Annotated in this window: 30 protein-coding genes and 2 pseudogenes; 19 read left to right on the forward strand and 13 right to left on the reverse strand. The window is 64.1% G+C overall.

Annotated features, from left to right (window positions below; genetic code table 11):
• Positions 1 to 31: 31 nt before the first annotated feature.
• A pseudogene (locus AC4K8G_RS11580) lies at positions 32 to 265 on the forward strand (DUF2155 domain-containing protein); the annotation flags it as partial.
• 35 nt (positions 266 to 300) lie between these two features.
• Here the strand turns inward: AC4K8G_RS11580 and aat are convergent.
• Positions 301 to 1,026, reverse strand: a complete 726-nt coding sequence (gene aat / locus AC4K8G_RS11585) for a leucyl/phenylalanyl-tRNA--protein transferase (RefSeq protein WP_491734297.1) — start codon at positions 1,024 to 1,026, stop codon at positions 301 to 303.
• Positions 1,027 to 1,035: 9 nt separating this feature from the next.
• Positions 1,036 to 1,383 (reverse strand): arsenate reductase (glutaredoxin), encoded by a 348-nt coding sequence (gene arsC, locus AC4K8G_RS11590; protein ID WP_491734298.1) that lies wholly within the window; start codon positions 1,381 to 1,383, stop codon positions 1,036 to 1,038.
• Between the two features lie 198 nt (positions 1,384 to 1,581).
• On the opposite strand from arsC, the gene AC4K8G_RS11595 reads away from it, so the two are divergent.
• Positions 1,582 to 2,139: a YMGG-like glycine zipper-containing protein gene (locus AC4K8G_RS11595; RefSeq protein WP_491734299.1), complete on the forward strand. Its 558-nt coding sequence runs from the start codon at positions 1,582 to 1,584 to the stop codon at positions 2,137 to 2,139.
• A 93-nt stretch (positions 2,140 to 2,232) separates the two neighbouring features.
• Positions 2,233 to 3,567 carry a L,D-transpeptidase family protein gene (locus tag AC4K8G_RS11600; protein ID WP_491734300.1) on the forward strand — a complete coding sequence of 445 codons (1,335 nt, stop codon included), beginning with the start codon at positions 2,233 to 2,235 and terminating at the stop codon, positions 3,565 to 3,567.
• Position 3,568: 1 nt separating this feature from the next.
• Here AC4K8G_RS11600 and AC4K8G_RS11605 read toward each other — a convergent pair whose 3' ends face one another.
• The 6 genes from AC4K8G_RS11605 to aroQ all read right to left on the reverse strand — a co-directional run bounded on the left by AC4K8G_RS11605 (position 3,569) and on the right by aroQ (position 9,474).
• Positions 3,569 to 4,267: an energy transducer TonB gene (locus AC4K8G_RS11605; protein ID WP_491734301.1), complete on the reverse strand. Its 699-nt coding sequence runs from the start codon at positions 4,265 to 4,267 to the stop codon at positions 3,569 to 3,571.
• 54 nt (positions 4,268 to 4,321) lie between these two features.
• Positions 4,322 to 5,563, reverse strand: coding sequence for an MFS transporter (locus tag AC4K8G_RS11610; protein WP_491734302.1), 1,242 nt, complete (start codon positions 5,561 to 5,563; stop codon positions 4,322 to 4,324).
• A gap of 61 nt (positions 5,564 to 5,624) precedes the next feature.
• A complete protein-coding gene (locus tag AC4K8G_RS11615; RefSeq protein WP_491734303.1) occupies positions 5,625 to 7,049 on the reverse strand; it encodes a CAP domain-containing protein in 1,425 nt (474 codons plus the stop codon).
• 71 nt (positions 7,050 to 7,120) lie between these two features.
• A complete protein-coding gene (accC, locus tag AC4K8G_RS11620; RefSeq protein WP_491734304.1) occupies positions 7,121 to 8,482 on the reverse strand; it encodes an acetyl-CoA carboxylase biotin carboxylase subunit in 1,362 nt (453 codons plus the stop codon).
• A gap of 10 nt (positions 8,483 to 8,492) precedes the next feature.
• Positions 8,493 to 8,990, reverse strand: a complete 498-nt coding sequence (gene accB, locus AC4K8G_RS11625) for an acetyl-CoA carboxylase biotin carboxyl carrier protein (RefSeq protein ID WP_491734305.1) — start codon at positions 8,988 to 8,990, stop codon at positions 8,493 to 8,495.
• 10 nt (positions 8,991 to 9,000) lie between these two features.
• Positions 9,001 to 9,474, reverse strand: a complete 474-nt coding sequence (gene aroQ, locus AC4K8G_RS11630) for a type II 3-dehydroquinate dehydratase (protein ID WP_491734306.1) — start codon at positions 9,472 to 9,474, stop codon at positions 9,001 to 9,003.
• A gap of 39 nt (positions 9,475 to 9,513) precedes the next feature.
• On the opposite strand from aroQ, the pseudogene thiS reads away from it, so the two are divergent.
• Positions 9,514 to 10,524, forward strand: a pseudogene (thiS, locus tag AC4K8G_RS11635) (sulfur carrier protein ThiS).
• Here the strand turns inward: thiS and AC4K8G_RS11640 are convergent.
• A complete protein-coding gene (locus tag AC4K8G_RS11640; protein WP_491734307.1) occupies positions 10,517 to 11,314 on the reverse strand; it encodes a class I SAM-dependent methyltransferase in 798 nt (265 codons plus the stop codon). The pseudogene thiS and the gene AC4K8G_RS11640 overlap by 8 nt on opposite strands.
• A gap of 39 nt (positions 11,315 to 11,353) precedes the next feature.
• On the opposite strand from AC4K8G_RS11640, the gene AC4K8G_RS11645 reads away from it, so the two are divergent.
• Both AC4K8G_RS11645 and AC4K8G_RS11650 read left to right on the forward strand, forming a co-directional pair.
• A complete protein-coding gene (locus tag AC4K8G_RS11645) occupies positions 11,354 to 12,007 on the forward strand; it encodes a protein-L-isoaspartate(D-aspartate) O-methyltransferase (RefSeq protein ID WP_491734308.1) in 654 nt (217 codons plus the stop codon).
• 98 nt (positions 12,008 to 12,105) lie between these two features.
• Positions 12,106 to 12,318 carry a hypothetical protein gene (locus tag AC4K8G_RS11650; protein WP_491734309.1) on the forward strand — a complete coding sequence of 71 codons (213 nt, stop codon included), beginning with the start codon at positions 12,106 to 12,108 and terminating at the stop codon, positions 12,316 to 12,318.
• Here AC4K8G_RS11650 and AC4K8G_RS11655 read toward each other — a convergent pair.
• Positions 12,291 to 12,770 (reverse strand): GNAT family N-acetyltransferase, encoded by a 480-nt coding sequence (locus AC4K8G_RS11655; protein WP_491734310.1) that lies wholly within the window; start codon positions 12,768 to 12,770, stop codon positions 12,291 to 12,293. The two genes, AC4K8G_RS11650 and AC4K8G_RS11655, sit on opposite strands and share 28 nt — an antisense overlap.
• Positions 12,767 to 14,428, reverse strand: a complete 1,662-nt coding sequence (locus AC4K8G_RS11660; protein ID WP_491734311.1) for a thiamine pyrophosphate-binding protein — start codon at positions 14,426 to 14,428, stop codon at positions 12,767 to 12,769. The genes AC4K8G_RS11655 and AC4K8G_RS11660 overlap by 4 nt, the downstream gene beginning before the upstream one ends.
• A 55-nt stretch (positions 14,429 to 14,483) precedes the next feature.
• Here AC4K8G_RS11660 and AC4K8G_RS11665 point away from each other — a divergent pair, with 55 nt between their 5' ends.
• From AC4K8G_RS11665 to AC4K8G_RS11675, 3 genes are all read left to right on the forward strand, one after another.
• Positions 14,484 to 14,798: an EthD family reductase gene (locus AC4K8G_RS11665; RefSeq protein WP_491734312.1), complete on the forward strand. Its 315-nt coding sequence runs from the start codon at positions 14,484 to 14,486 to the stop codon at positions 14,796 to 14,798.
• A 9-nt stretch (positions 14,799 to 14,807) separates the two neighbouring features.
• The gene (locus tag AC4K8G_RS11670; RefSeq protein ID WP_491734313.1) at positions 14,808 to 15,416 is read left to right on the forward strand and encodes a LuxR C-terminal-related transcriptional regulator; all 609 of its coding nucleotides are present in this window, start codon (positions 14,808 to 14,810) and stop codon (positions 15,414 to 15,416) included.
• Between the two features lie 99 nt (positions 15,417 to 15,515).
• Positions 15,516 to 15,713 (forward strand): DUF378 domain-containing protein, encoded by a 198-nt coding sequence (locus AC4K8G_RS11675; protein WP_491734314.1) that lies wholly within the window; start codon positions 15,516 to 15,518, stop codon positions 15,711 to 15,713.
• A gap of 18 nt (positions 15,714 to 15,731) precedes the next feature.
• Here the strand turns inward: AC4K8G_RS11675 and AC4K8G_RS11680 are convergent, their stop codons facing one another.
• Entirely contained in the window at positions 15,732 to 17,159 is a 1,428-nt protein-coding gene (locus AC4K8G_RS11680; protein WP_491734315.1) for an NAD-dependent succinate-semialdehyde dehydrogenase, read from the reverse strand.
• 69 nt (positions 17,160 to 17,228) lie between these two features.
• On the opposite strand from AC4K8G_RS11680, the gene AC4K8G_RS11685 reads away from it, so the two are divergent.
• The 6 genes from AC4K8G_RS11685 (at position 17,229) to AC4K8G_RS11710 (ending at position 20,229) form a co-directional block, all read left to right on the forward strand.
• Entirely contained in the window at positions 17,229 to 17,531 is a 303-nt protein-coding gene (locus AC4K8G_RS11685; RefSeq protein ID WP_491734316.1) for an SCP2 sterol-binding domain-containing protein, read from the forward strand.
• A 3-nt stretch (positions 17,532 to 17,534) separates the two neighbouring features.
• Positions 17,535 to 17,894: an ACT domain-containing protein gene (locus tag AC4K8G_RS11690; RefSeq protein WP_491734317.1), complete on the forward strand. Its 360-nt coding sequence runs from the start codon at positions 17,535 to 17,537 to the stop codon at positions 17,892 to 17,894.
• Positions 17,895 to 17,978: 84 nt separating this feature from the next.
• Positions 17,979 to 18,449 (forward strand): GlcG/HbpS family heme-binding protein, encoded by a 471-nt coding sequence (locus AC4K8G_RS11695; RefSeq protein ID WP_491734318.1) that lies wholly within the window; start codon positions 17,979 to 17,981, stop codon positions 18,447 to 18,449.
• A 31-nt stretch (positions 18,450 to 18,480) separates the two neighbouring features.
• The gene (locus AC4K8G_RS11700; protein ID WP_491734319.1) at positions 18,481 to 19,188 is read left to right on the forward strand and encodes a CoA transferase subunit A; all 708 of its coding nucleotides are present in this window, start codon (positions 18,481 to 18,483) and stop codon (positions 19,186 to 19,188) included.
• On the forward strand, positions 19,185 to 19,844 hold the full coding sequence (locus AC4K8G_RS11705) for a CoA transferase subunit B (protein ID WP_491734320.1): 660 nt from the start codon (positions 19,185 to 19,187) through the stop codon (positions 19,842 to 19,844). The genes AC4K8G_RS11700 and AC4K8G_RS11705 overlap by 4 nt, the downstream gene beginning before the upstream one ends.
• A gap of 49 nt (positions 19,845 to 19,893) precedes the next feature.
• The gene (locus tag AC4K8G_RS11710; protein ID WP_491734321.1) at positions 19,894 to 20,229 is read left to right on the forward strand and encodes a VanZ family protein; all 336 of its coding nucleotides are present in this window, start codon (positions 19,894 to 19,896) and stop codon (positions 20,227 to 20,229) included.
• Here the strand turns inward: AC4K8G_RS11710 and AC4K8G_RS11715 are convergent.
• Entirely contained in the window at positions 20,213 to 21,070 is an 858-nt protein-coding gene (locus tag AC4K8G_RS11715; RefSeq protein ID WP_491734322.1) for an alpha/beta hydrolase, read from the reverse strand. The two genes, AC4K8G_RS11710 and AC4K8G_RS11715, sit on opposite strands and share 17 nt — an antisense overlap.
• A 118-nt stretch (positions 21,071 to 21,188) precedes the next feature.
• Between AC4K8G_RS11715 and AC4K8G_RS11720 the strand changes: the two genes are divergently transcribed.
• The 4 genes from AC4K8G_RS11720 to AC4K8G_RS11735 all read left to right on the forward strand — a co-directional run bounded on the left by AC4K8G_RS11720 (position 21,189) and on the right by AC4K8G_RS11735 (position 23,512).
• The gene (locus AC4K8G_RS11720) at positions 21,189 to 21,518 is read left to right on the forward strand and encodes a DUF1476 domain-containing protein (RefSeq protein WP_491734323.1); all 330 of its coding nucleotides are present in this window, start codon (positions 21,189 to 21,191) and stop codon (positions 21,516 to 21,518) included.
• Positions 21,518 to 21,766 (forward strand): BolA family protein, encoded by a 249-nt coding sequence (locus tag AC4K8G_RS11725; RefSeq protein ID WP_491734324.1) that lies wholly within the window; start codon positions 21,518 to 21,520, stop codon positions 21,764 to 21,766. The genes AC4K8G_RS11720 and AC4K8G_RS11725 overlap by 1 nt, the downstream gene beginning before the upstream one ends.
• Positions 21,763 to 22,077: a Grx4 family monothiol glutaredoxin gene (gene grxD / locus AC4K8G_RS11730; protein ID WP_491734325.1), complete on the forward strand. Its 315-nt coding sequence runs from the start codon at positions 21,763 to 21,765 to the stop codon at positions 22,075 to 22,077. Before AC4K8G_RS11725 ends, grxD begins: the two co-directional genes overlap by 4 nt.
• A gap of 196 nt (positions 22,078 to 22,273) precedes the next feature.
• Positions 22,274 to 23,512 (forward strand): glycosyltransferase, encoded by a 1,239-nt coding sequence (locus AC4K8G_RS11735; RefSeq protein ID WP_491734326.1) that lies wholly within the window; start codon positions 22,274 to 22,276, stop codon positions 23,510 to 23,512.
• Positions 23,513 to 23,519: the final 7 nt, after the last annotated feature.

Consider the following 23,519-nt stretch of genomic DNA (forward strand, 5'->3'; position numbering starts at 1 on the left):
CGCGACCGCCAACCAGGCCGACGTCACGCCGATGGCGCAGCGCGTCGCAATTCTCGGAATTCTCAACAAGCGCAACGGCATCGTGCAGAACGTAGCGCTTCATCCCGGCCAGTCGGCTCGCTGGAAGGACGTGATTGTCCGCTTGCGCGCGTGCGAGGCGACGGCGCCGTGGGAAGACGAAAAGCTGACCGGCGCCTTCGTCCAGGTCGACGTGAGGGAAAGCGACAAGAATTTCCATCGCGTGTTCTCGGGCTGGCTTTACAAGGAATCACCCTCGCTCAACGCGGTTGAGCACCCGGTCTACGATGTCTGGACCAAGAGCTGCGAGATGACGTACCCGGCCGGTCCTCCCGCGCCCGCTGCGCCGGTAACTTCGAGCAACCTGTCGAGCGCGAGAAAGTCGGGCGGCGCGCCGGCCGCAGCCCCAGCTTCGCCAAGCGCGCCGTCGCCGGAAACGCCGGCGCCGCCGAGCGCCGCCGACAACAACGCGACATAGTCCTCCCGAGCCACGCTCACAGCGCCCAACGAGGCCAGGTGGTCGGTCATGAACTGGCAGTCGAGCAGGGTGAAGTTACCGGCCTTCAGGCGCGCCACCAGCCATGCCAGCGCGACCTTGGAAGCATCGGTCCTGCGGCTGAACATGCTTTCGCCGAAGAAAGCGCGGCCAAGCTTTACCCCGTAAACACCGCCGACCAGCGCGTCGCCGTCCCAGACTTCGATCGAATGCGCATGGCCAGAGCCGTGCAGGGCCATCATCGCCCGCTCGATGTCGTCGTTGATCCAGGTTTCTTCGCGATCGGCGCAGCCGGCGATTACGCCACCGAAGTCGCGGTCGCGGGTAATCTCGAACTTGCCTCGCCTTATGGTGCGCCGAAGCGAGCGCGATAAGTGAAAGCGGTCGATTGGAATGATCGCGCGGTTCCTGGGCTCGACCCAGAACAATTCGTCCGCGTCGCGGCCGTCGGCCATCGGAAAGATCCCGGTGGCATAGCCCTGGAGCAGCAGGCGCGGATCGAGGCGGCTCATGGGCGGATCTTACAGGATCTCGCGCACCATTTCCTGCGGCCGGCAGAGCCGCACGCCTTTTGGCGTTTCGACGAGTGGACGGTTAATTAGGATAGGATGTTGGATCATCGCGTCCAGCACGTCGTCATCCGATACATCGGGACCGGTGAGGCCAAGCTCTGCGGCAAGGGATTCCTTGGCCCGAAGTCCCTCTCGCGGGGTGATGCCTGCCCTCTCGTAGAGCGCCTTCAGCTCCTCGCGCGTCGGAGGGTTCTTCAGATACTCGCGAACCCAGATATCGGCACCGGAATCGCGAAGGATTTCGAGCGTCTTGCGCGAAGTTCCGCACATCGGGTTGTGGTAGATGGTCGCTTTCATATCGGTCGAACTTTCCTCGTGAATCCAAACACATCGCTCAACCGTTCAAGAGCCGCAGAAATGGCGGGCAGGTGCATATTGTCGCGGTTGCGGAACGATGAGCCGCAATCGTCGTTCCTGCGCATGTGACATGTTTCGACGCCGGGGGTACCGGGTCGGGAATATGTTCCGGCAGCTCAACAAACGGGAGAAAGAGCGATGCGTAAATCTATTGTTGCCCTTACGCTTGCAAGTACACTTACGCTCGGTGCGTGCGCTTCGACGCCGCGCAACGGCGATATTGCCCAGGGTGCGGCCATTGGCGCAGCCGGCGGCGCGGCACTCGGCGCGGTTGTGCCGGGCGTCAGCGTGATCGAAGGCGCCGCGGTTGGCGCAGCGATCGGTGGACTTGGCGGCGCGATCTGGGCCGACAACAACAACGATGGCTATGTCGATGGCTATGTCCAGAACGGCCAATATTATGCCGGAACCCCGCAGGGCTATGACCCGACGCTTCATCGCGTGGCGACGGGCGCTCTCGGCGGCGCCGCTCTCGGCGCGGTTGCCGGTGCGGTCATTCCGGGCGTCAGCGTCCTCGAAGGCGCGGTCATCGGTGCGGCGGTCGGCGGTGTCGCCGGCGCGATCTGGGCCGACCGTGACAACGACGGCCGGGTGGACGGATACGTCTACAACGGTCAATATTATGCCGGTTCACCGTCAGCGACGGCTCCGGCTCCGATGGCTCCGGCGCCGGTTCGCAGCGGCGAGCGCGGCTAAATTTGGGTCTCCTCGGGGTTTCCGCCCCGAGGATTTCCAAGTATCGGAGAAGTCGTGATTAATTCGCGTAGTTTGTGCACCGGCCACTGGCCGGTGCACTTATTTTCGAAGCTGAACGGCGCCGCGGCGGGCCTCTTGCTCGCCGTGGCTCCGCTCGTATTGGTCTCGCCCGCGCCCGCCTCGGCAGCGACCGTTGCCGCGCCGTCCGGCCAGACCATCGACGATTTTTATCGCCTGCGGAAAGACGCGCCCCTGTGGCTGGCACCAACCGCCGGCAACTCGGCCGAGCAGCTGATTTCGCTGCTCAGCACCTCCAGCCTCGATGGGCTGAGCCCCGACAAATATCATGTCGCGACGCTCCAGGCGGCGCTCGAGGAAGCTCGGAACGGCAAGAAGAAGACGGTTGAGAAAGCCGATCGCGCCCTGTCCCAGGCGTTTGTCGATTACGTCCGCGACCTGCGGCAGGATCCGGGCGTCGGCATCACCTATGTCGACCCCTCGTTGAAGCCCGCGCCGCCGTCGGCGCTTGCGGCGCTGATCGGCGCCGCGAACGCGCCGTCGCTCAACGATTATCTCTCTTCGATGGGCTGGATGCATCCGTTTTACGGGCAGCTTCGCGAAGCCATCGCCGAGCACAAGTATAGCGACGACAAGCAGCGTGAGCTTCTGGCGCTGAACCTCCAGCGTGCGCGCGCTCTGCCCGGCGACAAGGGCCGCTACGTGCTCGTCAACGCGGCCCAGCAGCGGCTCTACATGTATGACGGCGGCAAGCCGGTGGATTCGATGGTGGTCGTCGTCGGCAAGCCCAAATGGCCGACGCCGATGCTGACCGCCTACATCCGTTACGCCGCGCTCAACCCTTATTGGTATGTGCCGCCCGACCTAGCCGGCGAGGACGTCGCGCAGTTCGTCGTCAAACAGGGTCTCAAGTATCTCGACGACTACGGCTACGAGGTCGTCTCGGACTGGACTCCAAACCCCACGATCATCGACCCCAAGACAGTCGACTGGCAGGGCGTCAACGACGGCAAGGTCGAGGTCATGATCCGGCAAAAACCTGGCCCCAAGAACTTCATGGGCCGGGTCAAGTTCATGTTCCCCAATCAGTTCGGGGTGTATCTCCACGACAACCCGCGGCGAGAGCTGTTCAAGCAGTCGACGCGCTATTTCAGCGGAGGCTGCGTCCGCCTCGAGGATGCCTGGCGGTTGAGCCGCTGGCTGTTCGACGGGCGCGAGCTGACCTGGGAGGGCGCGGGTCCGGAACAGCCGGTGATGCTGAACAGCCCGGTACCGGTCTACATTACTTACCTGACAGCGATGCCCGACGGGCAATCGATCGCTTATTATGACGATGCCTACGGCCGCGACACGCCCAAGCTCGCGACCAGCGAGACGACAAACGGCACCGTCGCCAGCGCCGCTAAATAAGCTACAGCTGCCAGGTCGCGACGTACTGAAGCGAATAAGGGATGGCGCGTCCCTGGTCGTCCAGCGCCGGGCGGAAGCGCAGCCTGCTCACGACCAGCGGGCAGAGGCCGCCGTCCACGACGCTGTCGCCGCTCGACCGCATCACCCGGCAACTGCTCGGGAGGCCGCTTGCATCGACCTTTAAAGCGAGCATGGCGCGGCCCGCCGGAAGCCGTCCCGCGGCCAGCCGCTGGTAATCGCCTCGATTGAGGTTCCTCACCAGCCGCGCGGGCGTGAATTTCGAATAATCGCCGCCACCGCCTGGGCCATTGCCGTTACCGCCTGCGCCGGTCCCGTTGCCGGACACTCCGGCACCTGACGTCGGGGCGTTCCCTGTACCCGCGATCTTCGCCGCGGGAATGGGTGACGGCAACGGAATGCGCTGCGGCGGAGCGACGACCGGCGTTGCGTCGGCTTTCTTGGCCGGTGCGCCTTCCGGCTTTTTCATCTGGTGAGGCTTGGTCGCCGGCGGGGGAGGCGGCGACGGAGGTGGAGGCGGCAGCCGGACGTCGAACGTCTTCAGCGTTTCGACCGCGGCGCTTACGAAGCGGCCATTGAGGCCGGTGAGGATGATCGCGGCCAGCGCCACATGCACCGCGACGACGGCAGCAATGGCCTTGGCGCGATCTGGCCGGTTCGCGGTTCCTGTGTAGCTGGACATCGTGCTTTGTCCTCATCCCGACAAACGCACGTTCCACGCAAAAGTTTTGCCTTTTCAGGCGGCGTGAAGTTCCGGATCGGGCTTGATCGGCGGCACCACGAAAATCCACCACAGGATGGCGGCGAAGGAGATCGCGCCGGTCAGCAGGAAGGCGGCCAGGTAGCTCCCGCCGGAGGTCTCGATCGCCCAGCCGGTCAGCAGCGGCATGACGATGCCCGACGTATTGCCGATGCCGTTGACGACACCGACCCAGGCGCCCGACGACTTGCCGGCGAACATCTGCGAGATTTGGTACGAAACCTGGCCGCCGATCCCGCCGAAGGTGCCGGCGGTGAACAGTGCGGCGAGGAGGATAGTGTGGCTCTGTGCAAGGCCTGCGGTGATCACGGCCGCTCCTAGCGCGAACTGGTAAAGCATGACGAACCCGCGGCGGACGGTGGCCTCGTCGCGGCCCGTCGCGACCAGCCAGTCGCTGAGCCATCCCCAGAAGGGCGCGAAGCCGGCCTGCAAGAGGTAGACGATGGTCGTGACCCCGGTCATCTCGATGATCGTGAAGCCGCGATTTTCGGTGAGGTAGAGCGGCAGCCAGGCGAGCAGGAAATAGAAGGGGTAGGTGTTGGCGAAGTGGGCAACGCCCATCGTCCACGCACCGCGCTTCCTGACCAAGCGGGCGAACGAAATCGGCATTTCGGCGCGCGCATGCTCCGCCGTCTTCCAGAATGGCTTGCTCGCAGCCTGCCACGGCAGGAGCCAGAGCAAGGTCAGCACCCCAAAGACCCAAAAGATCGGCCGCCAACCGAAGTAAGCGAGCATCAGGCCGCCAGCGAACGTTCCGACTGCCGGGCCAAGGCCCAGCGCGAAGGCCAGCATGCCGTTGGCGATTCCGCGCCGATGATCGGGCACATGCTCGGCAATGACCTTGGAAGCGCACGGGAAGGCGACGCCTTCACCGATGCCCAGAAGAACGCGCATCGTCACCAGCGCTGCAAGCCCGCCGACGAAGCCCGTCGCGAACGTCGCGGCAGCCCACAGCATCAATCCCCCGGCAAGCAGCCGGTAGACGCAGATCCGCGACGTCAGCCAACCGACGAAGAATTGCGCCGGCGCGTAAATCCACGCGAATGCCGACAGCGCGAGGCCGAATTGCTCATGGTTGAGATGAAGCTCTTGCTTGAGCTTGGGCCCGGCGATCCCGACGGCGCCTCGATCGACGTAATTGATGATGATGAAGAGCGCGAGAAGAACGGTCAGCCAAAAGGCAGGATTGGCCCGCCGTCCCGTCGCCGCTGTCGCCATCGCTGATCTCCCCGGTGGCGCAGCTTGGACCAACCGGCGGCAAATTCAACCGGGTTGAGCTTCAGGTCCGGGTGCGGACTGCTGTCGCAGGAGTGACGGGGCAGGGCTGCGTGGCGATCAACTGGGTGGCTGGCGCAACCACAGGCTTGTTGTCCTGGTTACCGGGCGGCGAATAGCGGCAGACGAGAGCGTCGAACCTGTGGTCCTGAACAAACGCGCAGCCGACCTCGGTCGTCGTCGACCAGACCATTTGCGTGAAGTGCGCGCATTGAGACCAATCGCCATTGCAGACGTTGGGAAATGTCCCCGCGCGGTAGAGCTTTTTCTCATCGCCCCAACCCTTCGCCATCTTCATGGGCGAATTCGCACCGTGGGGACTGATCGCGATATTCTCCCGCTCATTGGCCGGACGGCTGTCTCTGGGCGAATGCTTGAGCTCACCGGTCTTCGCCAGGACTTGGGCCCATTCGGCCGCATGCCCCTTAAGAGTTTCGCTCCATTTGAGCGGCGGCGATTTCTCCGTCGAACGAAGCTCGTTGTGATAATCGAGCAGCCCCGTGCTGATGAGTTGCCCGGGAACCTGCTCGGCGCGCTCCGCCCGGCGCTCGAGCGGCTCAATCTCCCGATCGAGGCGGCGGACTTCGCGGTCGTTCCCCTCCAGTATCGCGATCTTTCGTTCAAACCTGAGCGTGGCGATGTCACGGAGCAATTGGTCGTAGGCTGGGTCTTCATCGCGGCCCGGCGCCGCATGCCTGGTGGCGCGCCCTTGCAGATCGGCCGACGTCTGTTCCAGCGTTCCGATGCGGTCCCTGACCTCGCTATAGCGCCGCTGGATTTCAGCGAGGCGGCGCAGCTTCGCGGCATCGATGCCCATGTCACCGTAAAGCGCGATGATCATCTCATTCAGCGCCATCCAGTTTTGCCGGATTGATTGTGCGCTGTCCCCAAGGCTTCTCGCCTGTTGCCGTGTCATCCACCACAATTTGATCCGCGTTGTCGCGTCGTAACAATCCTTGCCGAAGGACAGGACTCCGAAGGCATGACCGTAAAGCTCGCGGGTCGCGCGCTTGATCGCCTCTTCCGCGGCCTTGTCCATGACCTGGCCCGCTGCGCCCCGGCCGAGATCCCCCAGTCCGATGCGGCCGGATTCCGCGATCCGCCGTTGTTCGTCGCGCAGCTGTTCGGCGGTGTACCCCATGTCGCGAGCAAGTTGTTCGAGGTTCTCGGCTTGCGCCTGCTTCTCGTAGAAGTCGCTTTGGACGTGATCGGTCGCTTCACGGATGGTCCTGCCGCCGCCAAGCTCTCGTGCCTCCTGGCTAAGGCGCTCGCTTTCCTGTTCGAGCTGATTGATTTCCGTCGTCCGCGGGTCGGCGGCAGGAAGTGGCGGGAGTTCAGGTCCGTTCTGGGCCCGGGCGGGCGCCGCGCAGGCGATTGCGGTTCCAACGGTAATCAAGGCCAATGGCCGGGAGAAGTGCCCCTTCTGCATCGCAAGCCCCCTCAGACGCGACAGCTTGGGCGCTTCTTACCACAAGCGGGTCGGGGAACGAACCGGGGTGCTTAGATCGCCGATCCGTCGTGCTGCCTGGCGAGCCACTGCTCAAGCCATTTGATCGTGTAATTGCCTTCCAGGAATTCGGGGTCGCGGACCAGTTTCTGGTGGAGCGGGATCGTCGTCTTCATGCCCTCGACGACATATTCCTCTAGCGCGCGCCGGAGGCGCCGGATGCACTCCTCGCGGTCGCGGCCGTAGACGATCAGCTTGCCGATCATGCTGTCGTAGTAAGGTGGGACCCTATAGCCAGTGTACAGCCCGCTATCGACGCGCACGTGCATGCCGCCCGGCGCGACGTAATTCTTCACGAGGCCAGGTGATGGAGCGAAAGTCTCCGGGTCCTCGGCGTTGATCCGGCATTCGATCGCATGGCCGTGAAGCTCAACCTGGTCCTGGCGGCAGGTCAGCCCCTCGCCCGAGGCGACGCGGATCTGTTCGCGCACAAGGTCCATGTCGCTGATCATCTCGGTCACCGGATGCTCGACCTGCAGCCGGGTGTTCATCTCGATGAAGTAGAATTCGCCATTCTCGTAGAGGAACTCGATCGTGCCCGCGCCGCGATAGCCCATGTCACTCATCGCCTTGCGCACGATTTCGCCCATGCGCGCCCGCTCTTCGGGCGTGATGACCGGTGACGGGGCCTCCTCGAGCACCTTCTGGTGGCGCCGCTGCAATGAGCAGTCGCGCTCGCCAAGATGGATCGCGCCGCCCTCGCCGTCACCGAATACCTGGAACTCGATGTGCCTCGGATCGGACAGGTATTTTTCCATGTAGACGGTATCGTCGCCGAAGGCTGAGCGTGCTTCCGACGCGGCCTGGCTCATCAGGCTTTCGAGCTGGTCTTCGGACTGGACGACCTTCATGCCGCGTCCGCCGCCGCCCGACGCGGCCTTGATCAGCACCGGATAGCCGATCTCCGCGGCAAGCTCATGCGCTTCGGCCACGCTCTTGATCGCGCCCGCCGAGCCGGGGACGAGCGGCAGGCCGAGCTTGGCGGCAGTGCGCTTGGCCTCGATCTTGTCGCCCATCGTCCGGATATGCTCGGGCTTGGGGCCGACCCAGACGATGTTGTGACTCTCGACGATCTCCGCGAACTGCGCATTCTCGCTCAAGAAACCGTAGCCCGGATGGATCGCGTCGGCGTGCACGATCTCGGCAGCCGAAATGATGTTGGGGATGTTCAAATAGCTGTCGGTTGCCGCTGGCGGGCCAATGCACACAGTCTCGTCGGCTAGGCGCACGTGCATCGCATCAGCGTCCGCGGTCGAATGGACCGCGACCGTGGTGATGCCCATTTCGTGGCAGGCCCGGTGGATGCGCAGCGCGATCTCGCCGCGGTTGGCGATCAGCAGCTTCTTGATCTGCATGCGTCCGGCCCTAGCCGAGGATCACGAGCGGCTGATCGAATTCGACCGGCTGGCCGTCCGAAATCATGATCTTCTTGACGACGCCGCCCGCGGGCGCGGTGATCGGGTTCATCACCTTCATCGCTTCGACGATGAGCAAGGTATCGCCCGCTTTCACCGGCTTGCCGACTTCCACGAAAGGATTGGCGCCGGGCTCGGGCGCAAGAAAGGCGGTGCCGACCATCGGCGATTTGACCGACTGTCCGGAAACTTCCTCTTCCTGAGCGCCGACATCTTCCTTGCCGTGCATCGGCGGGGCGCTGAGCGCGGGGGCAGCGGCCGCAGGCGCAGCAGCCATTGGCGCGCCGAATATTGCAGCCGGCTCGCGGCTGACCTTGATCCGGCGCTCGCCGTCCTGAACCTCGATCTCGGTCAGCTCATTGTCAGTGAGCAATTGGGCAAGGTCGCGCACGAGCGACGGGTCGATCCGCATGTCGCCATTGTTCGCAGCCTTGGGCGGTTGCGCCATCGTTATTCCCCTATTGAATCTGGCTCTTGGACTGCGTCGCCGCCGCTCCCTTGCAGAGGTGCGACGCCGCGTCCAGTGCCAGGACATAGCTTAAAGGACCGAAGCCGATGATGGATCCGCGGGCGACCTGGCCGACCAGGCTCTGCCGGCGGAAGCCCTCGCGGGCGTAGATATTTGTCAGGTGAACTTCGATCACCGGAACGGCTAGCGCGGAGACGGCATCGCGGATCGCGATCGAGCTGTGAGCATAGCCGCCCGCGTTCAGGATTACCGCCGACGCTTTGGCCATCGCTTCGTGCAGCCAGTCGACGATCACGCCCTCATGATTGGACTGGCGTATGTCGAGCTTCAACTTCAATGCCTTGGCACGCTCCTCGAGCATCGCGCCGATGTCGGCCAAGGTCTGGGTGCCGTAGATGCGGGGTTCGCGGCTGCCGAGCAGGTTCAGGTTCGGCCCGTTCAATACGAATACTGTGTCGGTCATTTGCGCCGGGCGGTGGAGCTTCCTATCTGCCGTTTGTCAATGACTCTCGACGGAAGCCTTGGGATTCGCGTGAACGGCGAGCATCGCCGGGTAATGAGCGGAATCAGCGTCGCGGAGATGCTGAACGAGCTCGGGCTCGACCCGCTGCGCGTCGCTGTCGAGCGCAATCTCGAGATCGTGCCGCGCGGCACGCTGGACGAGGTATGCGTCGAGGACGGCGATGATTTCGAGATCGTGCATTTCGTGGGAGGCGGGTGAGTGACGGCGCAGCAGGGCATCAAGGCCGATAGCTGGACGGTCGCCGGCCGGACCTTCACCTCACGGCTGATCGTCGGCACCGGCAAGTATAAGAGCTTCGAAGAGAATGCGGCCGCGGTCGAGGCGTCCGGCGCGGAGATCGTCACGGTCGCGGTGCGGCGGGTGAATATCTCCGACCCGAAGCAGCCGATGCTGACCGACTTCATCGACCCCAAGAAGGTCATGTACCTGCCCAATACGGCGGGATGCTTCACCGCCGACGACGCCATCCGGACCTTGCGCCTGGCGCGCGAGGCGGGCGGTTGGAACCTGATTAAGCTCGAAGTGCTTGGCGAAGCCAAGACGCTCTATCCCGACATGCGCGAGACGCTTAAGGCGACCGAGGTGCTGGTCAAAGAGGGCTTCGAGCCGATGGTTTATTGCGTCGACGATCCGATCGCCGCGAAGCAGCTCGAGGAAGCTGGCGCGGTCGCGATCATGCCGTTGGGCGCGCCGATCGGCTCCGGGCTCGGCATCCAGAACCGAGTGACCATCCGCCTGATCGTCGAGGGCGCCAATGTGCCTGTGCTGGTCGATGCCGGCGTCGGCACCGCGAGCGACGCGGCGCAGGCAATGGAATTGGGCTGCGACGGCGTGTTGATGAACACGGCGATCGCGGAGGCGAAGAATCCGGTGTTGATGGCTCGCGCGATGAAAGCGGCGGTCGAAGCCGGACGGCTCGCTTACCTGGCGGGACGGATGCAGAAGCGGCGCTACGCCGACCCCTCAAGCCCGCTTGCGGGACTTATCTAGTTGCTGTCACGATGTGGGCCGACAGGCTTGTGTCGAGCCCGCTTCCGTCGCCGATTTCAACGCTGACTTTCTCGACCACGCGATCGACACCCGCAGGGTCGCGCTCTTCGATCTCGCCGCGGAGCGGACTTCCCGCGACCAGTCCCTGAACCGCGTCATGCCCGGACACCATTGTTCCGGCCGCGGCGACCGTCTCAATCTCGATCGAAGAAAAACCGGCCGCGCGAAGATCGCCCTCGATCGCTGACCTGTCGGCGTAGCCATAGGGCGTGCGCGCGAGGAACTGCGGCGGGTCGTCCGGGAACAGGTCGCCGACGATGCCGTGGATGGTGTTGGAGACCGGGTTCTTCGCCAGCGTGTCCCATACCAGCAGCAAATAATGACCGCCCTCGCGCAGCACTCGCCGCGCCTCTGCGTTGCCGCGCACGCGGTCGGGATAGAACATGACGCCGAATTGACAGACGACCAGGTCGAACTCGCCATCGCTAAACGGCAGCTCCTGCGCGTCGGCGACCTGGAGCACGACCTCGTCGGAGCCGATCCGGCCCGCTGCAACCTCAAGCATCGCCTGGTTGAGGTCGGTCGCCACGATCTCGGCATCGGGGAGCGCCTGGTGGAGCGCTTCCGTCACGATCCCGGTCCCGGCGGCAGTCTCCAATATCCGGCGCGGTCGTAACGCGCGGGCCCGATCGGCAGCAAGCTTGGCATAGGGCTCGAACAGCAACGGCCCCAGAAAGCGATCGTAAAGACCCGGAATGGAGCCGGCGAACGCGCTGTCGTTCGTGGTCATTGGCGGAACGTCCCCATCGTGTCGCGGTTTACGGAAACCATGACAGACTTCGCCGCCGAGCGCGAGGCGATGGTCGAACGGCAGCTGAAACGCCGCGGAATCACCGACACGAGCATTCTAGAGGCATTCCGGGCCGTGCCGCGCGAGCAGTTCGTTGGCATCGAGCACGCGGCGCTAGCCTACGGCGATCATCCGCTCCCGATCGAGGCCGGCCAGACCATTTCCCAACCCTATATCGTCGGCCTGATGATCGATGCGGCACGGATCCGGCCGAGGGACAAGGTGCTCGAGGTCGGTGCAGGGTCGGGCTACGCTGCCGCGGTCATCAGCCGGATCGCTGACAAAGTCATTGCGATCGAGCGCCAGCAGCAGCTCGTTATCGTTGCGCGCGAGCGGCTGGCGCGTCTCGGTTATGCCAACGTCAAGATTGTCGAGGGGGATGGCACCCGCGGCTGGCCTGACGAAGCGCCCTTTGATGCAATCCTTACAGCCGCGAGCGGCAGTCACGTGCCCGAGGCCCTGATCGCGCAGCTTGCACCTGGCGGACGCCTGGTGATGCCGATCGGCGATCCCGGGGCCGTGCAGGAGCTGGTCAAGGTGACGAAGCAGGAAGACGGCATACTGAGGCAGGAAAACCTGGGCCTCGTGCGCTTCGTGCCGCTTATCGGCGAAGAGGGATGGGAGGAGTGGTGAGCACCGTTTCCACCACTTCGGATAATAAACAGGATGGATCAAACGCTCCGAGTCGAGCGTAGACTACTATGCTCGGTTTCACTGAACCGGAGGGCAACATGCCGCATCGGCGGCGCACACAGAAAGGCAGCTTCGGCGGCCATTTCGACGAAATCGTGGAGCATTTTCCGCACGACGAGTCGGCCAAGCGGAGCAAGTCCGACAAGCGCGACGAGAGACCGAAGGACGACATTAACGTCCACGACAAACTGTTCGAAAGCGCCTGGCGAAAGGCGCGCGATAATCAGTCGAGCCGCTTCTCGAACCAGTGATGCGCGTAAAGCTCGTCGTTAAAGGCGGGCACTTCGACATAGCCGCTGGAGCGATACAGCGCTTGCGCCTCGGTCAGCGATCGCTCGGTTTCGAGCCTGATCAGCTTGTAGCCTCGCGACCGTGCGCGCTTCTCCAGTTCTGCAAGTAGTCGCCGGCCGAGGCCCATGCCGCGAGCCTCGTCGGCGACCCACATCCGCTTGATGTAAGCTGCGCCGTCATCGCGCTTGAACCCCCCGCAGGCGATTGGCTGGCCATTGTTCCGGATGACAAGGAAGCAACCGCCCGGCGGCTCGAAGCCGCTGAGATCCGGCGCAGAGCTCAGCGACGCATCGAAGCCAGACTCGAAGCGATTGGCGAGCTCTCCAAAGTATCGTGCCAGGCACGCCGCGGCGTCGGGGTTATCGGGTGCGACCTCCTCAACCTCGACGGCCGGGCGGCCGCGCCCGCTCACTTCTTTGCTTTCTCGCGCAGCTTGGAGATTGTCGTCGCGTTGCTGATCACCTCGACGTCGGTCTTGCAGTGAAGCAGGCGGATGCCTTTGCGCGTCATCGCCTCATCGAACGCCGGGCCGAAGCGCTCGGTCGATTCTACCGTCTCGGCCCAGCCGCTGAACGCGCGGGCAAGCGCGGCGAAGTCGGGGTTCTTGAGCTCAGTGGCGCTGATGCGCTTCGGATATTCCCGCTCCTGGTGCATTCGAATGGTGCCGTACGCGGAGTTGTCGGCGATGATGACGATGACGTCGGCGCCATATTGCGCGGCGGTCGCAAGCTCCTGTCCATTCATCAGGAAGTCGCCGTCCCCCGCGACGCACACCACCGGCCGGTCGCGGAAGCGGATCGCGGCGGCGACCGCGGCGGGAAGGCCGTAGCCCATCGTTCCCGACGTCGGCGCAAGCTGCGTCGGCAGCGGCCCATAGTGCCAGTAACGGTGCCACCAGCCCGAGAAATTGCCCGCCCCGTTGCAGACGATCGTGTTCTCCGGGAGCGCGTCGCGCATCGCTTTGACGCACGGGCCGAGGTCGAGCTTTACGCCTTTGCGCGGAGCCGGCTCCGACCATTCGAGCCAATCCTTATGCGCTTCCTCGCCGGCGCCGAATTTGACCAAATCGGGGTCGTTCCACTCGTCGACCATCTCCGCGAACTCACCCATATCCGCGCAGATCGGCAGATCGGCATGATAGACGCGGCCCAGCTCGTTCGGGTCGGGATGGACGTGCACCAGAGTCTGGTTCGGGTGATCGGGCGTGATCAGGGTGTAGCCGTCGGTCGTCGCCTCGCCGAGGCGGGGCCCGACGGCGATGATTAGGTCGGCGTCGCGAATGCGCTGCTGCAGCTTGGGGTTGGGGCCGTAGCCCAGCTGTCCCGCGTAGACGCCGCAGCTGTTGCAGATCGCGTCCTGCCGCCGGAATGCCGCGGCGACGGGGATCCCGTGGCGAAAAGCGAAGTTGGCGAAATGGTGGGATGCGCGCGGGCTCCAGTCCGCTCCGCCGACGATTGCGATCGGATTGGTGGCTTCCTTCAATAGCTCGAACATTGCCTGGACCGCGCCCGGATCGGGCTCCTCGGCGAGAGGAGGGACTACCGGACGGTCGAGCGTCTCGACCTCGTCGCGAAGCATGTCCTCAGGCAGCGCGAGGACCACCGGACCGGGACGGCCGGCGGTGGCGACGCGATAGGCCCGCGCGACATATTCGGGGATCCGCCGCGCATCCTCGATCCGCGCCGCCCATTTGGCGATGGGACCGAAGAAAGCGGGGAAGTCGATTTCCTGGAAGCCCTCGCGGTCGCGGTCGCCCCGCGCGACGTCGCCGATGAACAGGATCATCGGGGTTGAATCCTGGAACGCGACATGGACCCCAGCGGTGGCGTTGGTCGCGCCCGGCCCTCTCGTGACGAACGCCACGCCCGGTCTTCCGGTCATTTTGCCATCGGCGTCGGCCATGTACGACACGCCGCCTTCCTGGCGGCACACGATCGTCTCGATTTCCGGCGTGTCGTGGAGCGCGTCGAGCACCGCGAGGAAGCTTTCGCCCGGCACCGTGAAGATGCGGTCGCAACCGTTGATGCGCAGCTGGTCGACGAGAATGCGCCCGCCCGTTCGTGTCGTCATGGCCGCGCCTGTAGCCGCTGGCGATGCAGGTGCAAACCGGCTAGGCGGCGCTGCCATGTATATCCTCACCATCCACTATCCGAAGGCCGAAGGCGCGAGCTTCGACTTCGATTACTTCAAGTCGACCCACCTGCCGGCAGTCGGCCAGGCATTCCAGCCGTTCGGCCTGGGCTGGGCAACGGTGCTCCGGGGCGAGGAGGTTGTCGGGGGCGGAGAGCCGGCTTTCTTTGCCACGGCGTTCCTTAGCTTCGCTGACGAGGAAGCGGCGCGTAACGCCGTGAAGTCAGATGCAGGGAAGGACCTTACGAAGGATTTCGTGAACTTCACCGACGCCACGCCGGTTATGCAGTTCAACACCGCAGTGCGTTAGAAGGGGTACATGGCCGCGCGAGGACAGGACGAACTTATCCAGGCCATCGCCCTCAGTCCGATCGCGATGGTCATCAGCAATCCGCGCAAGGCCGACAATCCGCTCGAAGTCGTCAACGACGTCTTTTGCGACCTGACCGGCTATGGCGAGGGCGAGATCGTCGGGCGCAATTGCCGCTTTCTGGCCGGGGCAACTCCCGAAGCCGGGCCGACCGAGCAGTTGCGCGCGTCGATCAGGGAGCGGCGACCGGCGCTGGTCGAGATTACCAACTACCGCAAGGACGGCTCGGTCTTCAGGAATGGCGTGATGGTCACGCCGCTGCTCGGCCAGGAAGAGGAACTGGCCTGGTTCCTCGGCTCACAGGTCGAGTTGCCGATGGACACGCCATCCGGGTTGGCACCGCGGCAGGTTCACGCAGCGGACTTGATCGCGAAACTGTCGCCCCGCCAAAAGGAAGTGCTTCAGGGCATGGCCCGCGGCCTGCTGAATAAGCAAATCGCCTGGTCGCTGAAGATCAGCGAGAAAACCGTGAAGATGCACCGTGCGCTGATGCTCGACGCGTTGGGTGTGAGGACATCGGCGGAGGCGATCCGCATCGCGGTCGAGGGCGGGCTCTAGTTACCGCCTAAAGGCCGTATGGGTGAGCGCCTGATCACCCCTTAAATTCCATCGTGAACGATAGCGCCCCGACGCGGCGCGGATGATGGAGAATTTGCGATGAAGGCCCTCAACAAGATCACGCTGTTCCTGATTATCGTCGGCGGCCTCAATTGGGGCTTCGTCGGCCTGCTCAATTTTGACCTGGTTGCCGCGATCTTCGGCGAGATGTCGGTACTCAGTCGCATCATCTACACGCTCGTCGGCGCGTCCGCGCTCTATCAAATTGTGCCGCTGGTGACTGCCAAGGGTGAGTGAAGGCGGGCGTCCAGGCGATCACGCCTGGTGCACCGCTTTCACCACCTGATAGCTTTCGAGGCCTTCCTTCCCACCTTCGGAGCCGAAGCCTGAATCCTTCACCCCTCCGAAGGGGGCGTCGGCTCCGGAGATGGCGAAGGTATTGATCCCGACCATCCCGCTTTCAACCAGGTCACCGATGAGGTTCGCGCGCCGGCCATTCTCGGTGAAGGCGAAGGCGGCAAGGCCGAAGGGCAGGCGGTTGGCCTGCTCGATCACTTCTTCGAACGTGTCGAACGGGCGCGACACCGCGACCGGGCCGAACGGCTCGTCGTTCATGATGTCCGCCTCATTGGGGACGTCGGCGAGCAGGGTCGGCTGGAAGAAGAAGCCGCCGTCCCCCTTTTCGCCGCCGGCCATCACCCGCGCGCCCTTCGCCTTGGCGTCCTGCACCAAGGCGTCGATCGCATCCGGACGGCGCTTGTTGGCGAGCGGGCCCATCTTGATGTCGGCCTCGAGCCCGTTGCCGACTTTTACCTTGGCCGTGCGCTCGGCGAAGCCCTTGATGAAGGCGTCGTAGATGCCGCTCTGGACGTAGAAGCGGGTCGGCGAGACGCACACCTGGCCAGCGTTCCGGAATTTCTGGGGCACGACCATGTCGAGCGTCTTTTCGAGATCACAGTCGTCGAAAATCAGCACCGGCGCATGGCCGCCGAGTTCCATCGTCACGCGGGTCATGCTGTCGGCGCACAGCCGCATCAGATGCTTGCCGACGTTGGTCGAACCGGTGAAGCTGACCTTGCGGATGACTCGGCTGGCGATGAGAGTTTCGCTGACCAGGCCGCTGTCACCGTGGACGAGCTGCGCGACGCCGGCGGGAATGCCGGCATCCGCGAGAGCGCGGAACATCTCGGTCCCGACGCCCGGCGTTTCGTGTGGCGGACGGGAGATGACCGTGCAGCCCGTGGCGAGCGCGGCGCTGACCTTCTTGGCGAGGAGATAGAGCGGGAAATTCCATGGCGTGAAGGTCGCAACCGGTCCGACCGGCTGGCGGATCACGCGGCTGACCTGGCCGGCCGGGCGAACCAGGGTGCGGCCATAGTCGCGCTTGGCTTCCTCGGCATACCAATCGAACAGCTGGGCCGACGCGAGGGTTTCTAGCTTCGCTTCGTTGAGCGGCTTGCCCTGTTCCTGCGTCATTGTGCGGGCGATAAGGTCGACGCGCTCGCGGATCAGGTCCGCGGCCTTGTGAAGGATCGCGCCGCGCTTCTCGACGTCCATGGCGCGCCATTCCGGCCAGGCGCGTTCGGAAGCGGCAAGCGCCTCTTCCAGGTCGGCCTTCGTCGCGTAAGGCAGAGCGGCGATCGGCTGTGCGTCGACCGGGTTGACCACGTCGTGCAAGTCGCGGCCTTCGCCGGTCTTCCACACGCCGTCGATGAAAAGCTTGAGGTCTGTTTCGTATCCCATGGCGCGCAGATAGGCTCCGCTTGTTGCGGCTGCAACGGGTCGCTAATCGCTACTGACAAAGGAGCAAGCATGACCAAGCAGGAACTCGTCGAGCGGATGCAGCAGGGCCAGGCGTGGATCCCGGGCAAGCGCGTCAAGATCGACTTCGGCGGAAGTGAAGGCGCGGTCACGCTCGATGGCGCGGCGCAGCAGGTCACGGAAGAGGACGGGGCGGCGGACACCACGATCAAGGTCGGCTGGGACGACTGGCAGCAGCTTGCCGCAGGTCAGCTCGACGGGATGACCGCCTTCATGATGGGCAAGCTCAAGGTCGAAGGCGACATGTCCAACGCAATGCAGCTGCAGGGCGTTCTGGCAAAGCTCAAGGGCTGACCTTTGCCCGAGCGAGACCTAGCGCGGCTGCTTGCCGAGCTCGATCCACGGCTTTCGACCGAGCGTTATTCGTTTGAGCTGACGAGCTCCGCGACGCTGGCCGCGGATGCGTTCGCAATCATCCGCGAGGAGGAAGGGCTGACCGCGATCAGGTCGAGCCCGACCGGCCACTGGGCGCATATCGCGATCGGCGTGCTGTCAGACCTCGAGTCCATTGGCCTGACCGCAGCCTTGTCCAAGTATCTCGCGGACGCGGGCATCAGCGCCAACGTCGTCGCTGCACTCCACCACGATCATATCTTCGTGCCATGGGGCCAGCGCGAAGCCGCGCTCGACGTGCTGCGCGGCCTTTCGAACTACTGATTCGCCACTTCACCACTTCGTCGAATGGTCGTTGCGTCACGGGCCGCCGCGCATCAGCACCAGCTGAAACCGACGGGGGAGACCATGCGCAAGATGATTTTCGCGGCTGCCTTGGTTGCGGCCCCAGCCTATTCGCAAAACGCACAGATCCTCGATGCGCGGACCGCACAAGCGATCATAAGCGGTTGCGCCACCCACGCCGGCGCGAAGATGCAAAGCCATGCGATCGCCGTGGTCGATACGGGCGGGCATCTGGTCGCCGCGCTCCGGATGGATGGCAACGGCTCGGGCATGATGGATTTTGCGATCGCGAAGGCCGCGGCGGTCGCGGCCTGGGGCTTCGCAACTGCGCAAATGGCCGACGGGGCAAAAGAGACGCCCGGTTTTGCCTTCGCGCCGCATGTCGTGACGGTCGCGGGCGGAGTCCCGATCTTCAGCGCCGACGGCAAGACCCGGTTGGGCGCCGCGGGTGCATCGGGCGAGGCGCCGGAAGACGATGCCGCTTGTGTGGCCGTCGGGATCGCCGCGGCGGGACTGCGCTCGTCCCGTCCTTGAGCAAGCCGCGCCACCTTTCTATGGGCGGCGCATGCAGAAGATTTATCCCAGCGCGGAAGCGGCACTTGAAGGGCTGCTGACCGATGGCATGACGCTCGCGGCCGGCGGGTTCGGCCTGTGCGGCATTCCGGAGCGGCTGATCGACGCGATCCAGGCAAGCGGGGTCAAGGACCTCACCATCGCGTCGAACAATGCCGGCATCGATAATGAGGGCTTAGGCAAGCTGCTTCGCACGCGGCAGGTCAAGAAGATGATCTCCTCCTACGTCGGCGAGAACAAAGAGTTCGAGCGGCAATTCCTGGCCGGCGAGCTCGAGGTCGAGTTCTGCCCCCAGGGCACACTCGCCGAGCGGATGCGCGCGGGCGGGGCGGGCATCCCCGGCTTCTACACCAAGACGGGTGTGGGAACGCAGGTCGCCGAGGGCAAAGAGGTCAAGAGTTTCGACGGCGAGGATTATATCCTCGAGCGCGGAATCCGCGCCGATTTGAGCGTGATCAAGGGCTGGAAGGCGGACGAGAGCGGCAACCTCATGTTCCGCAAGACCGCCCGCAACTTCAACTTTCCTGCCGCGACCTGCGGCAGGGTCTGCGTCGCCGAGGTCGAGGAAATCGTGCCGGTCGGATCGCTCGACCCCGACTGCATCCACTTGCCGTCGATCTACGTGAACCGACTGATCCTCGGCGCGCCGTACGACAAAAAGATCGAGTTCCGCACCGTGCGTGAGCGGGAGGCTGCATGATGGCGACCGCCGTTGAGAACAAAGGTTGGACCCGCGACCAGATGGCGGCGCGCGCCGCGCGCGAGCTCGAGGATGGCTATTACGTCAATCTCGGCATTGGCATCCCGACCTTGGTCGCGAACAATATCCCGGCCGGAATGACCGTCACGTTGCAGAGCGAGAACGGCATGCTCGGCATCGGGCCGTTCCCCTTTGCGGGCGAAGAAGATCCCGACCTGATCAATGCCGGCAAGCAGACGATTAGCGAGCTCGACCAGTCGAGCTATTTCGACAGCGCGCAAAGCTTCGCGATGATCCGTGGAGGGCATATCGACCTTGCCGTGCTCGGCGGCATGGAAGTCAGCGAGCATGGCGACCTCGCCAACTGGATGGTGCCGGGCAAGATGATCAAGGGCATGGGCGGCGCCATGGACCTCGTCGCCGGGGTCAAGAAGATCATCGTCGTGATGGAGCATGTGTCGAAGGACGGCAGCCCCAAGTTCATCCCGGCCTGCACCCTTCCGCTGACCGGTAAGAATGTCGTCGACATGATCATCACCGACCTCGCGGTGTTCCAGCGGCCGAACCACATGAGCCCGTTCAAGCTGATCGAGCTCGCGCCCGGCGTGACCGCCGAGGAAGTCCGATCGAAGACCACCGCCAGTTACGAGGGCTGAGCTGGGCAAAGCCGAAGCTGTGATCCGCGGCTGGGCGGGGAGTGTCCAGATGCGCGCCTTGTTCTGGGCGGCAGCCCTGTTCGCGTTCGTCATGGCGGTCATGCCGCATCCGCCGCGAATCCCGGGCGAGCCGAGCGACAAGATCCAGCACATCATGGCGTTCACGACCCTGAGCCTGCTCGGGTCTTGGGCGTATCCGGAAACGCGGCCGTGGAAGCTGCTTGTGCGCCTGTCGCTGTTCGGCGCGGTGATCGAGGTGATCCAGCTCATACCGGCGCTCAACAGGGACGGCGATGTCGTCGACTGGCTCGCGGATACGGCCGCCGTGCTTGTCGTGTTGCTGATCGTCGGCTGGTTTCGCAGGCGCTCTAGGGTCGGCGGTTAAGCCAGCCGACCACCGTCTGCGCCAATGCGATGCGGTGATCCGCAAATGGATGGTCGGTGTTCATCTCGATCGCCGTTACGCGGCGGTTGACCTTGCGCAGCGCGGCCGTGGTCGGGCGATTTTCTTCAGCGGCGCCATATTTGGCAGTGACCGTCAGGATCGGCAGGCCAGCGAGGCGCGGCGCGGCTGCAACGAGGTCCCATTGCGAGCGCTTGGCGACGACTTCATCGGCAATCTTCTCCGGAGAGGCGCCGGAATTCCCGAAATCGTCGAAGCCGCTGACCAACTCGTCGCGGGTGACATCGCCTTTGCTGGTGCCGCCGGCGATGTTCCACGCGTCGATCAGAATAAGGCCGTCCAACCCCGTCGCTGACGCGGCGGCCATCGCTGCAGTCGCGCCGCCCATCGAGTGGCCGGCAAGGACGATATGCTTAGTGTCGATGCCGAGCTTGGCCCCGGCGTCGGACCGCGCGAATTCGAGCGCCGCCACCGCGTCCTCCATCGAGTTGGAGATGGAGAAGTCGCCCGGCGAACCCCAGACGCCGCGATAAGTGAAGGTGAGGACGTCCCATCCGGCGCGGCGCATCGCCTGGGCGAGGTCGAGATTGCGCTCGTTGCCCGGAAGCCCATGCATCAGGATCACGGTGTGATGCGGGCCCTTCCCAGCCGCGACGAACAGCAAGGCATTGAGACCAACCCCATGCGACGGGACCAACAGCTGCTTGTTGTGCGCGGGGAAAGCGGCATTGCGGGGCGGATCGACGGTCGCGCTCGGCGCGGCAATTGACGGCGTTGCCAGGGTAAGCGCCAGCGCGCCCGCCAGAATGATCGCTTTGCTCATGATCCCTCCCGATGACGCGTTTGGCTGATTGCTAGCGCTTGCAGCGCCGCTGTCCATGGCCGCTGGACGCGCCGCCGTCGCGCTCCTATCTCCGCGAGCGAACATACAAGGGAACCGCATGACCCAGTTCGACGACCGTGAGCGCGCATTCGAGACCAAGTTCGCGCACGATGAAGAAATGAAGTTTCGTATCACCGCGCGCCGCAATCGCCTGCTGGGCGAATGGGCCGCCCGGCAGATGGGCCTGACCGAGGCCGAAGCCGAATCCTATGCCAAGGACGTGGTGCGCTCCGACTTCGAAGAAGCCGGCGAGCATGACGTGATCCGCAAGGTGATGGGTGACCTCACCGCCGCTGGCGTCGATTGCGACGAGGACAAGATCACGGAAGCGCTGCGCAACAAGGAAATCGAAGCGCGCCGGCAGATCATCGAGGCAACGAACCTGTAATGCCGATGCCAGCCGAACAGATCGAAGCGTTGATCAAGGCGGCGATTCCAGACGCTGAGGTGACAATCCGCGACCTCGCCGGCGATGGCGACCATTATGCCGCGCGGGTCACCAGCGCCTCGTTCGAGGGACTGAGCAGGATCAAGCAGCACCAGGCGGTCTATGCCGCGCTTGGGGGGCGAGTAGGGGGCGAACTTCACGCATTGCAGCTCGAAACCGCAGTGCCGACCATGGAGAATTTGAAGTGACTGACCCTAACAGCCGTATCGGCGAGATCGTCCGCGGTAACGACATCGTTCTGTTCATGAAGGGCACCGCGCTCTTCCCCCAGTGCGGCTTTTCGAGCCGCGCGATTGCGATCCTCGACCGGCTCGGCGCCAAATATGAGACGGTGGACGTGCTCCAGGATCCGGAGATCCGTCAGGGCATCAAGGAATATTCGGACTGGCCGACCATCCCCCAGCTCTATGTGAAGGGCGAATTCGTCGGCGGATCGGACATCATGATGGAGATGTTCGAAAGCGGCGAGCTGCAGCAGCTGGTCGGAGCCGAAGCCTGAAACGAGGAAGGGGCGGAGCAGCTGGACCAGAGAACCGCTGCGCCGCCCCTTCATTGGCTGTGGAACCAAGTGGACGCGATAATAGTAGCAATGGGCGTGCCAATTCGAAAAAATGGCTGATTTACGCTATTTTTTCTTGAACCGAAGAAAGGCTGCGTGGCCGTTGCGTAAAATTTTCCGACAGGATTTCGGCTAAATGGGTCGCGACAATCCCAATCCCGGCTTCGAGCCGAAGCTGTTCTGCGACCTTACCCAAAGCTGGTCGGACGTCGGTGGCGGCGTTCGCACTTATTTGCTGCACAAGCGCCGGCACATCCTCGAATCCACGCCGCACCGGCACCTGCTGATCATCCCTGGCCCGCGCGACGAAGTGATCGAGGAAGAACGGGCGATTACGGTGGTTATCAAGTCGCCGAAGGTCCCCGGTAGTCCGCATTACCGCCTGCTGCTGAGGACAGGAGCCGTGCGCAGGGCGCTCGAGCGCTTCCAGCCCGACCTGATCGAGTGCCAGGACGCCTATGTCCTCCCCTGGGCGGCGATCGCCCATCGCAAGCGTCATCCGGCGACCGCGCTGGTGGCCGCCTACATGACCGACTTTCCCACGGTTTATGTCGAGCGGCCCTTCTCGAAATTCCTCGGCCGCCCGATCGGCGGTCTCTGCAGCCGCATCTGCTATTGGTACTGCGGCAAACTCTATGGCCGCTTCGACGCGATGTTCGCGCTCAGCGAGAACGGCGGTGCGACCAAGCTGCGGTCGCTCGGCATTTCCAACGTCGACGTGGTGCCGCTCGGGGTTGAGGTCGGCGAATTCGGTGCCGACCGGCGCGATCCGAAGCTTCGCAAGAAGCTCGGGCTCGCCGACGATCAGCCATTGTTGATTTACGTCGGGCGCCTCGATGGCGAGAAGAAGCCTGATGTGGTGGCGGATGCCTTTCGGCGCCTTCCCGCCAAGCTTGGCGCCAAGCTGGCATTGATTGGCGAGGGGCCCCTCAAGGCCGAGATTGCGGCGCTCGGCGACGATCGGATCGTCATGCCGGGCTACATGAAGAACCGCGCGGAGCTGGCGCGCTGGCTGGCAAGCGCCGACATCTATGTTTCCGGCATGGCCGACGAAACGTTCGGCGTGTCGATCGTCGAGGCGCAGGCTTCCGGCTTGCCGGTCGTGGGCGTCGCGGCTGGCGCAATGGTCGACCGGGTGACCGACGAGGTCGGCCGTCTCGGGCCGGTCGGCGATGCCCAGGTGATGTCCCAAAACGTCCTCGACGTGTGGGAGGCAGGCAAAGGCAAGTTCGCGAAGGAAGCGCGTTCCCATGCGCTCCAGTTCAGCTGGGACCACAGCATGGAGGCACTGTTCACGCGCCTCTATCCGGCGGCTTTCACGCGCCGCGCCGCGCAAAAAGTCGGCGTTCCGGCTGCGGCGGCGCTCGCCGCCTGAGGAAGCA

This window comes from Sphingomonas sp. SP3, assembly GCF_058514305.1.

What these genes read in the sequence shown, in the direction of transcription:
- AC4K8G_RS11675 (WP_491734314.1), top strand. Translation starts at nt 15,516, where the DNA reads ATGAAGGCCCTCAACAAGATCACGCTGTTCCTGATTATCGTCGGCGGC.
- AC4K8G_RS11715 (WP_491734322.1), bottom strand. Translation starts at nt 21,070, where the DNA reads ATGAGCAAAGCGATCATTCTGGCGGGCGCGCTGGCGCTTACCCTGGCA.
- AC4K8G_RS11610 (WP_491734302.1), bottom strand. Translation starts at nt 5,563, where the DNA reads ATGGCGACAGCGGCGACGGGACGGCGGGCCAATCCTGCCTTTTGGCTG.
- AC4K8G_RS11640 (WP_491734307.1), bottom strand. Translation starts at nt 11,314, where the DNA reads ATGACCACGAACGACAGCGCGTTCGCCGGCTCCATTCCGGGTCTTTAC.
- accC (WP_491734304.1), bottom strand. Translation starts at nt 8,482, where the DNA reads ATGCAGATCAAGAAGCTGCTGATCGCCAACCGCGGCGAGATCGCGCTG.
- aat (WP_491734297.1), bottom strand. Translation starts at nt 1,026, where the DNA reads ATGAGCCGCCTCGATCCGCGCCTGCTGCTCCAGGGCTATGCCACCGGG.
- AC4K8G_RS11725 (WP_491734324.1), top strand. Translation starts at nt 21,518, where the DNA reads ATGCCGATGCCAGCCGAACAGATCGAAGCGTTGATCAAGGCGGCGATT.
- AC4K8G_RS11670 (WP_491734313.1), top strand. Translation starts at nt 14,808, where the DNA reads ATGGCCGCGCGAGGACAGGACGAACTTATCCAGGCCATCGCCCTCAGT.
- AC4K8G_RS11605 (WP_491734301.1), bottom strand. Translation starts at nt 4,267, where the DNA reads ATGTCCAGCTACACAGGAACCGCGAACCGGCCAGATCGCGCCAAGGCC.
- accB (WP_491734305.1), bottom strand. Translation starts at nt 8,990, where the DNA reads ATGGCGCAACCGCCCAAGGCTGCGAACAATGGCGACATGCGGATCGAC.
- arsC (WP_491734298.1), bottom strand. Translation starts at nt 1,383, where the DNA reads ATGAAAGCGACCATCTACCACAACCCGATGTGCGGAACTTCGCGCAAG.
- aroQ (WP_491734306.1), bottom strand. Translation starts at nt 9,474, where the DNA reads ATGACCGACACAGTATTCGTATTGAACGGGCCGAACCTGAACCTGCTC.
- AC4K8G_RS11665 (WP_491734312.1), top strand. Translation starts at nt 14,484, where the DNA reads ATGTATATCCTCACCATCCACTATCCGAAGGCCGAAGGCGCGAGCTTC.
- AC4K8G_RS11705 (WP_491734320.1), top strand. Translation starts at nt 19,185, where the DNA reads ATGATGGCGACCGCCGTTGAGAACAAAGGTTGGACCCGCGACCAGATG.
- AC4K8G_RS11660 (WP_491734311.1), bottom strand. Translation starts at nt 14,428, where the DNA reads ATGACGACACGAACGGGCGGGCGCATTCTCGTCGACCAGCTGCGCATC.
- AC4K8G_RS11695 (WP_491734318.1), top strand. Translation starts at nt 17,979, where the DNA reads ATGCGCAAGATGATTTTCGCGGCTGCCTTGGTTGCGGCCCCAGCCTAT.
- AC4K8G_RS11680 (WP_491734315.1), bottom strand. Translation starts at nt 17,159, where the DNA reads ATGGGATACGAAACAGACCTCAAGCTTTTCATCGACGGCGTGTGGAAG.
- AC4K8G_RS11700 (WP_491734319.1), top strand. Translation starts at nt 18,481, where the DNA reads ATGCAGAAGATTTATCCCAGCGCGGAAGCGGCACTTGAAGGGCTGCTG.
- AC4K8G_RS11685 (WP_491734316.1), top strand. Translation starts at nt 17,229, where the DNA reads ATGACCAAGCAGGAACTCGTCGAGCGGATGCAGCAGGGCCAGGCGTGG.
- AC4K8G_RS11710 (WP_491734321.1), top strand. Translation starts at nt 19,894, where the DNA reads ATGCGCGCCTTGTTCTGGGCGGCAGCCCTGTTCGCGTTCGTCATGGCG.
- AC4K8G_RS11645 (WP_491734308.1), top strand. Translation starts at nt 11,354, where the DNA reads ATGACAGACTTCGCCGCCGAGCGCGAGGCGATGGTCGAACGGCAGCTG.
- AC4K8G_RS11615 (WP_491734303.1), bottom strand. Translation starts at nt 7,049, where the DNA reads ATGCAGAAGGGGCACTTCTCCCGGCCATTGGCCTTGATTACCGTTGGA.
- AC4K8G_RS11735 (WP_491734326.1), top strand. Translation starts at nt 22,274, where the DNA reads ATGGGTCGCGACAATCCCAATCCCGGCTTCGAGCCGAAGCTGTTCTGC.
- AC4K8G_RS11595 (WP_491734299.1), top strand. Translation starts at nt 1,582, where the DNA reads ATGCGTAAATCTATTGTTGCCCTTACGCTTGCAAGTACACTTACGCTC.
- AC4K8G_RS11650 (WP_491734309.1), top strand. Translation starts at nt 12,106, where the DNA reads ATGCCGCATCGGCGGCGCACACAGAAAGGCAGCTTCGGCGGCCATTTC.
- AC4K8G_RS11720 (WP_491734323.1), top strand. Translation starts at nt 21,189, where the DNA reads ATGACCCAGTTCGACGACCGTGAGCGCGCATTCGAGACCAAGTTCGCG.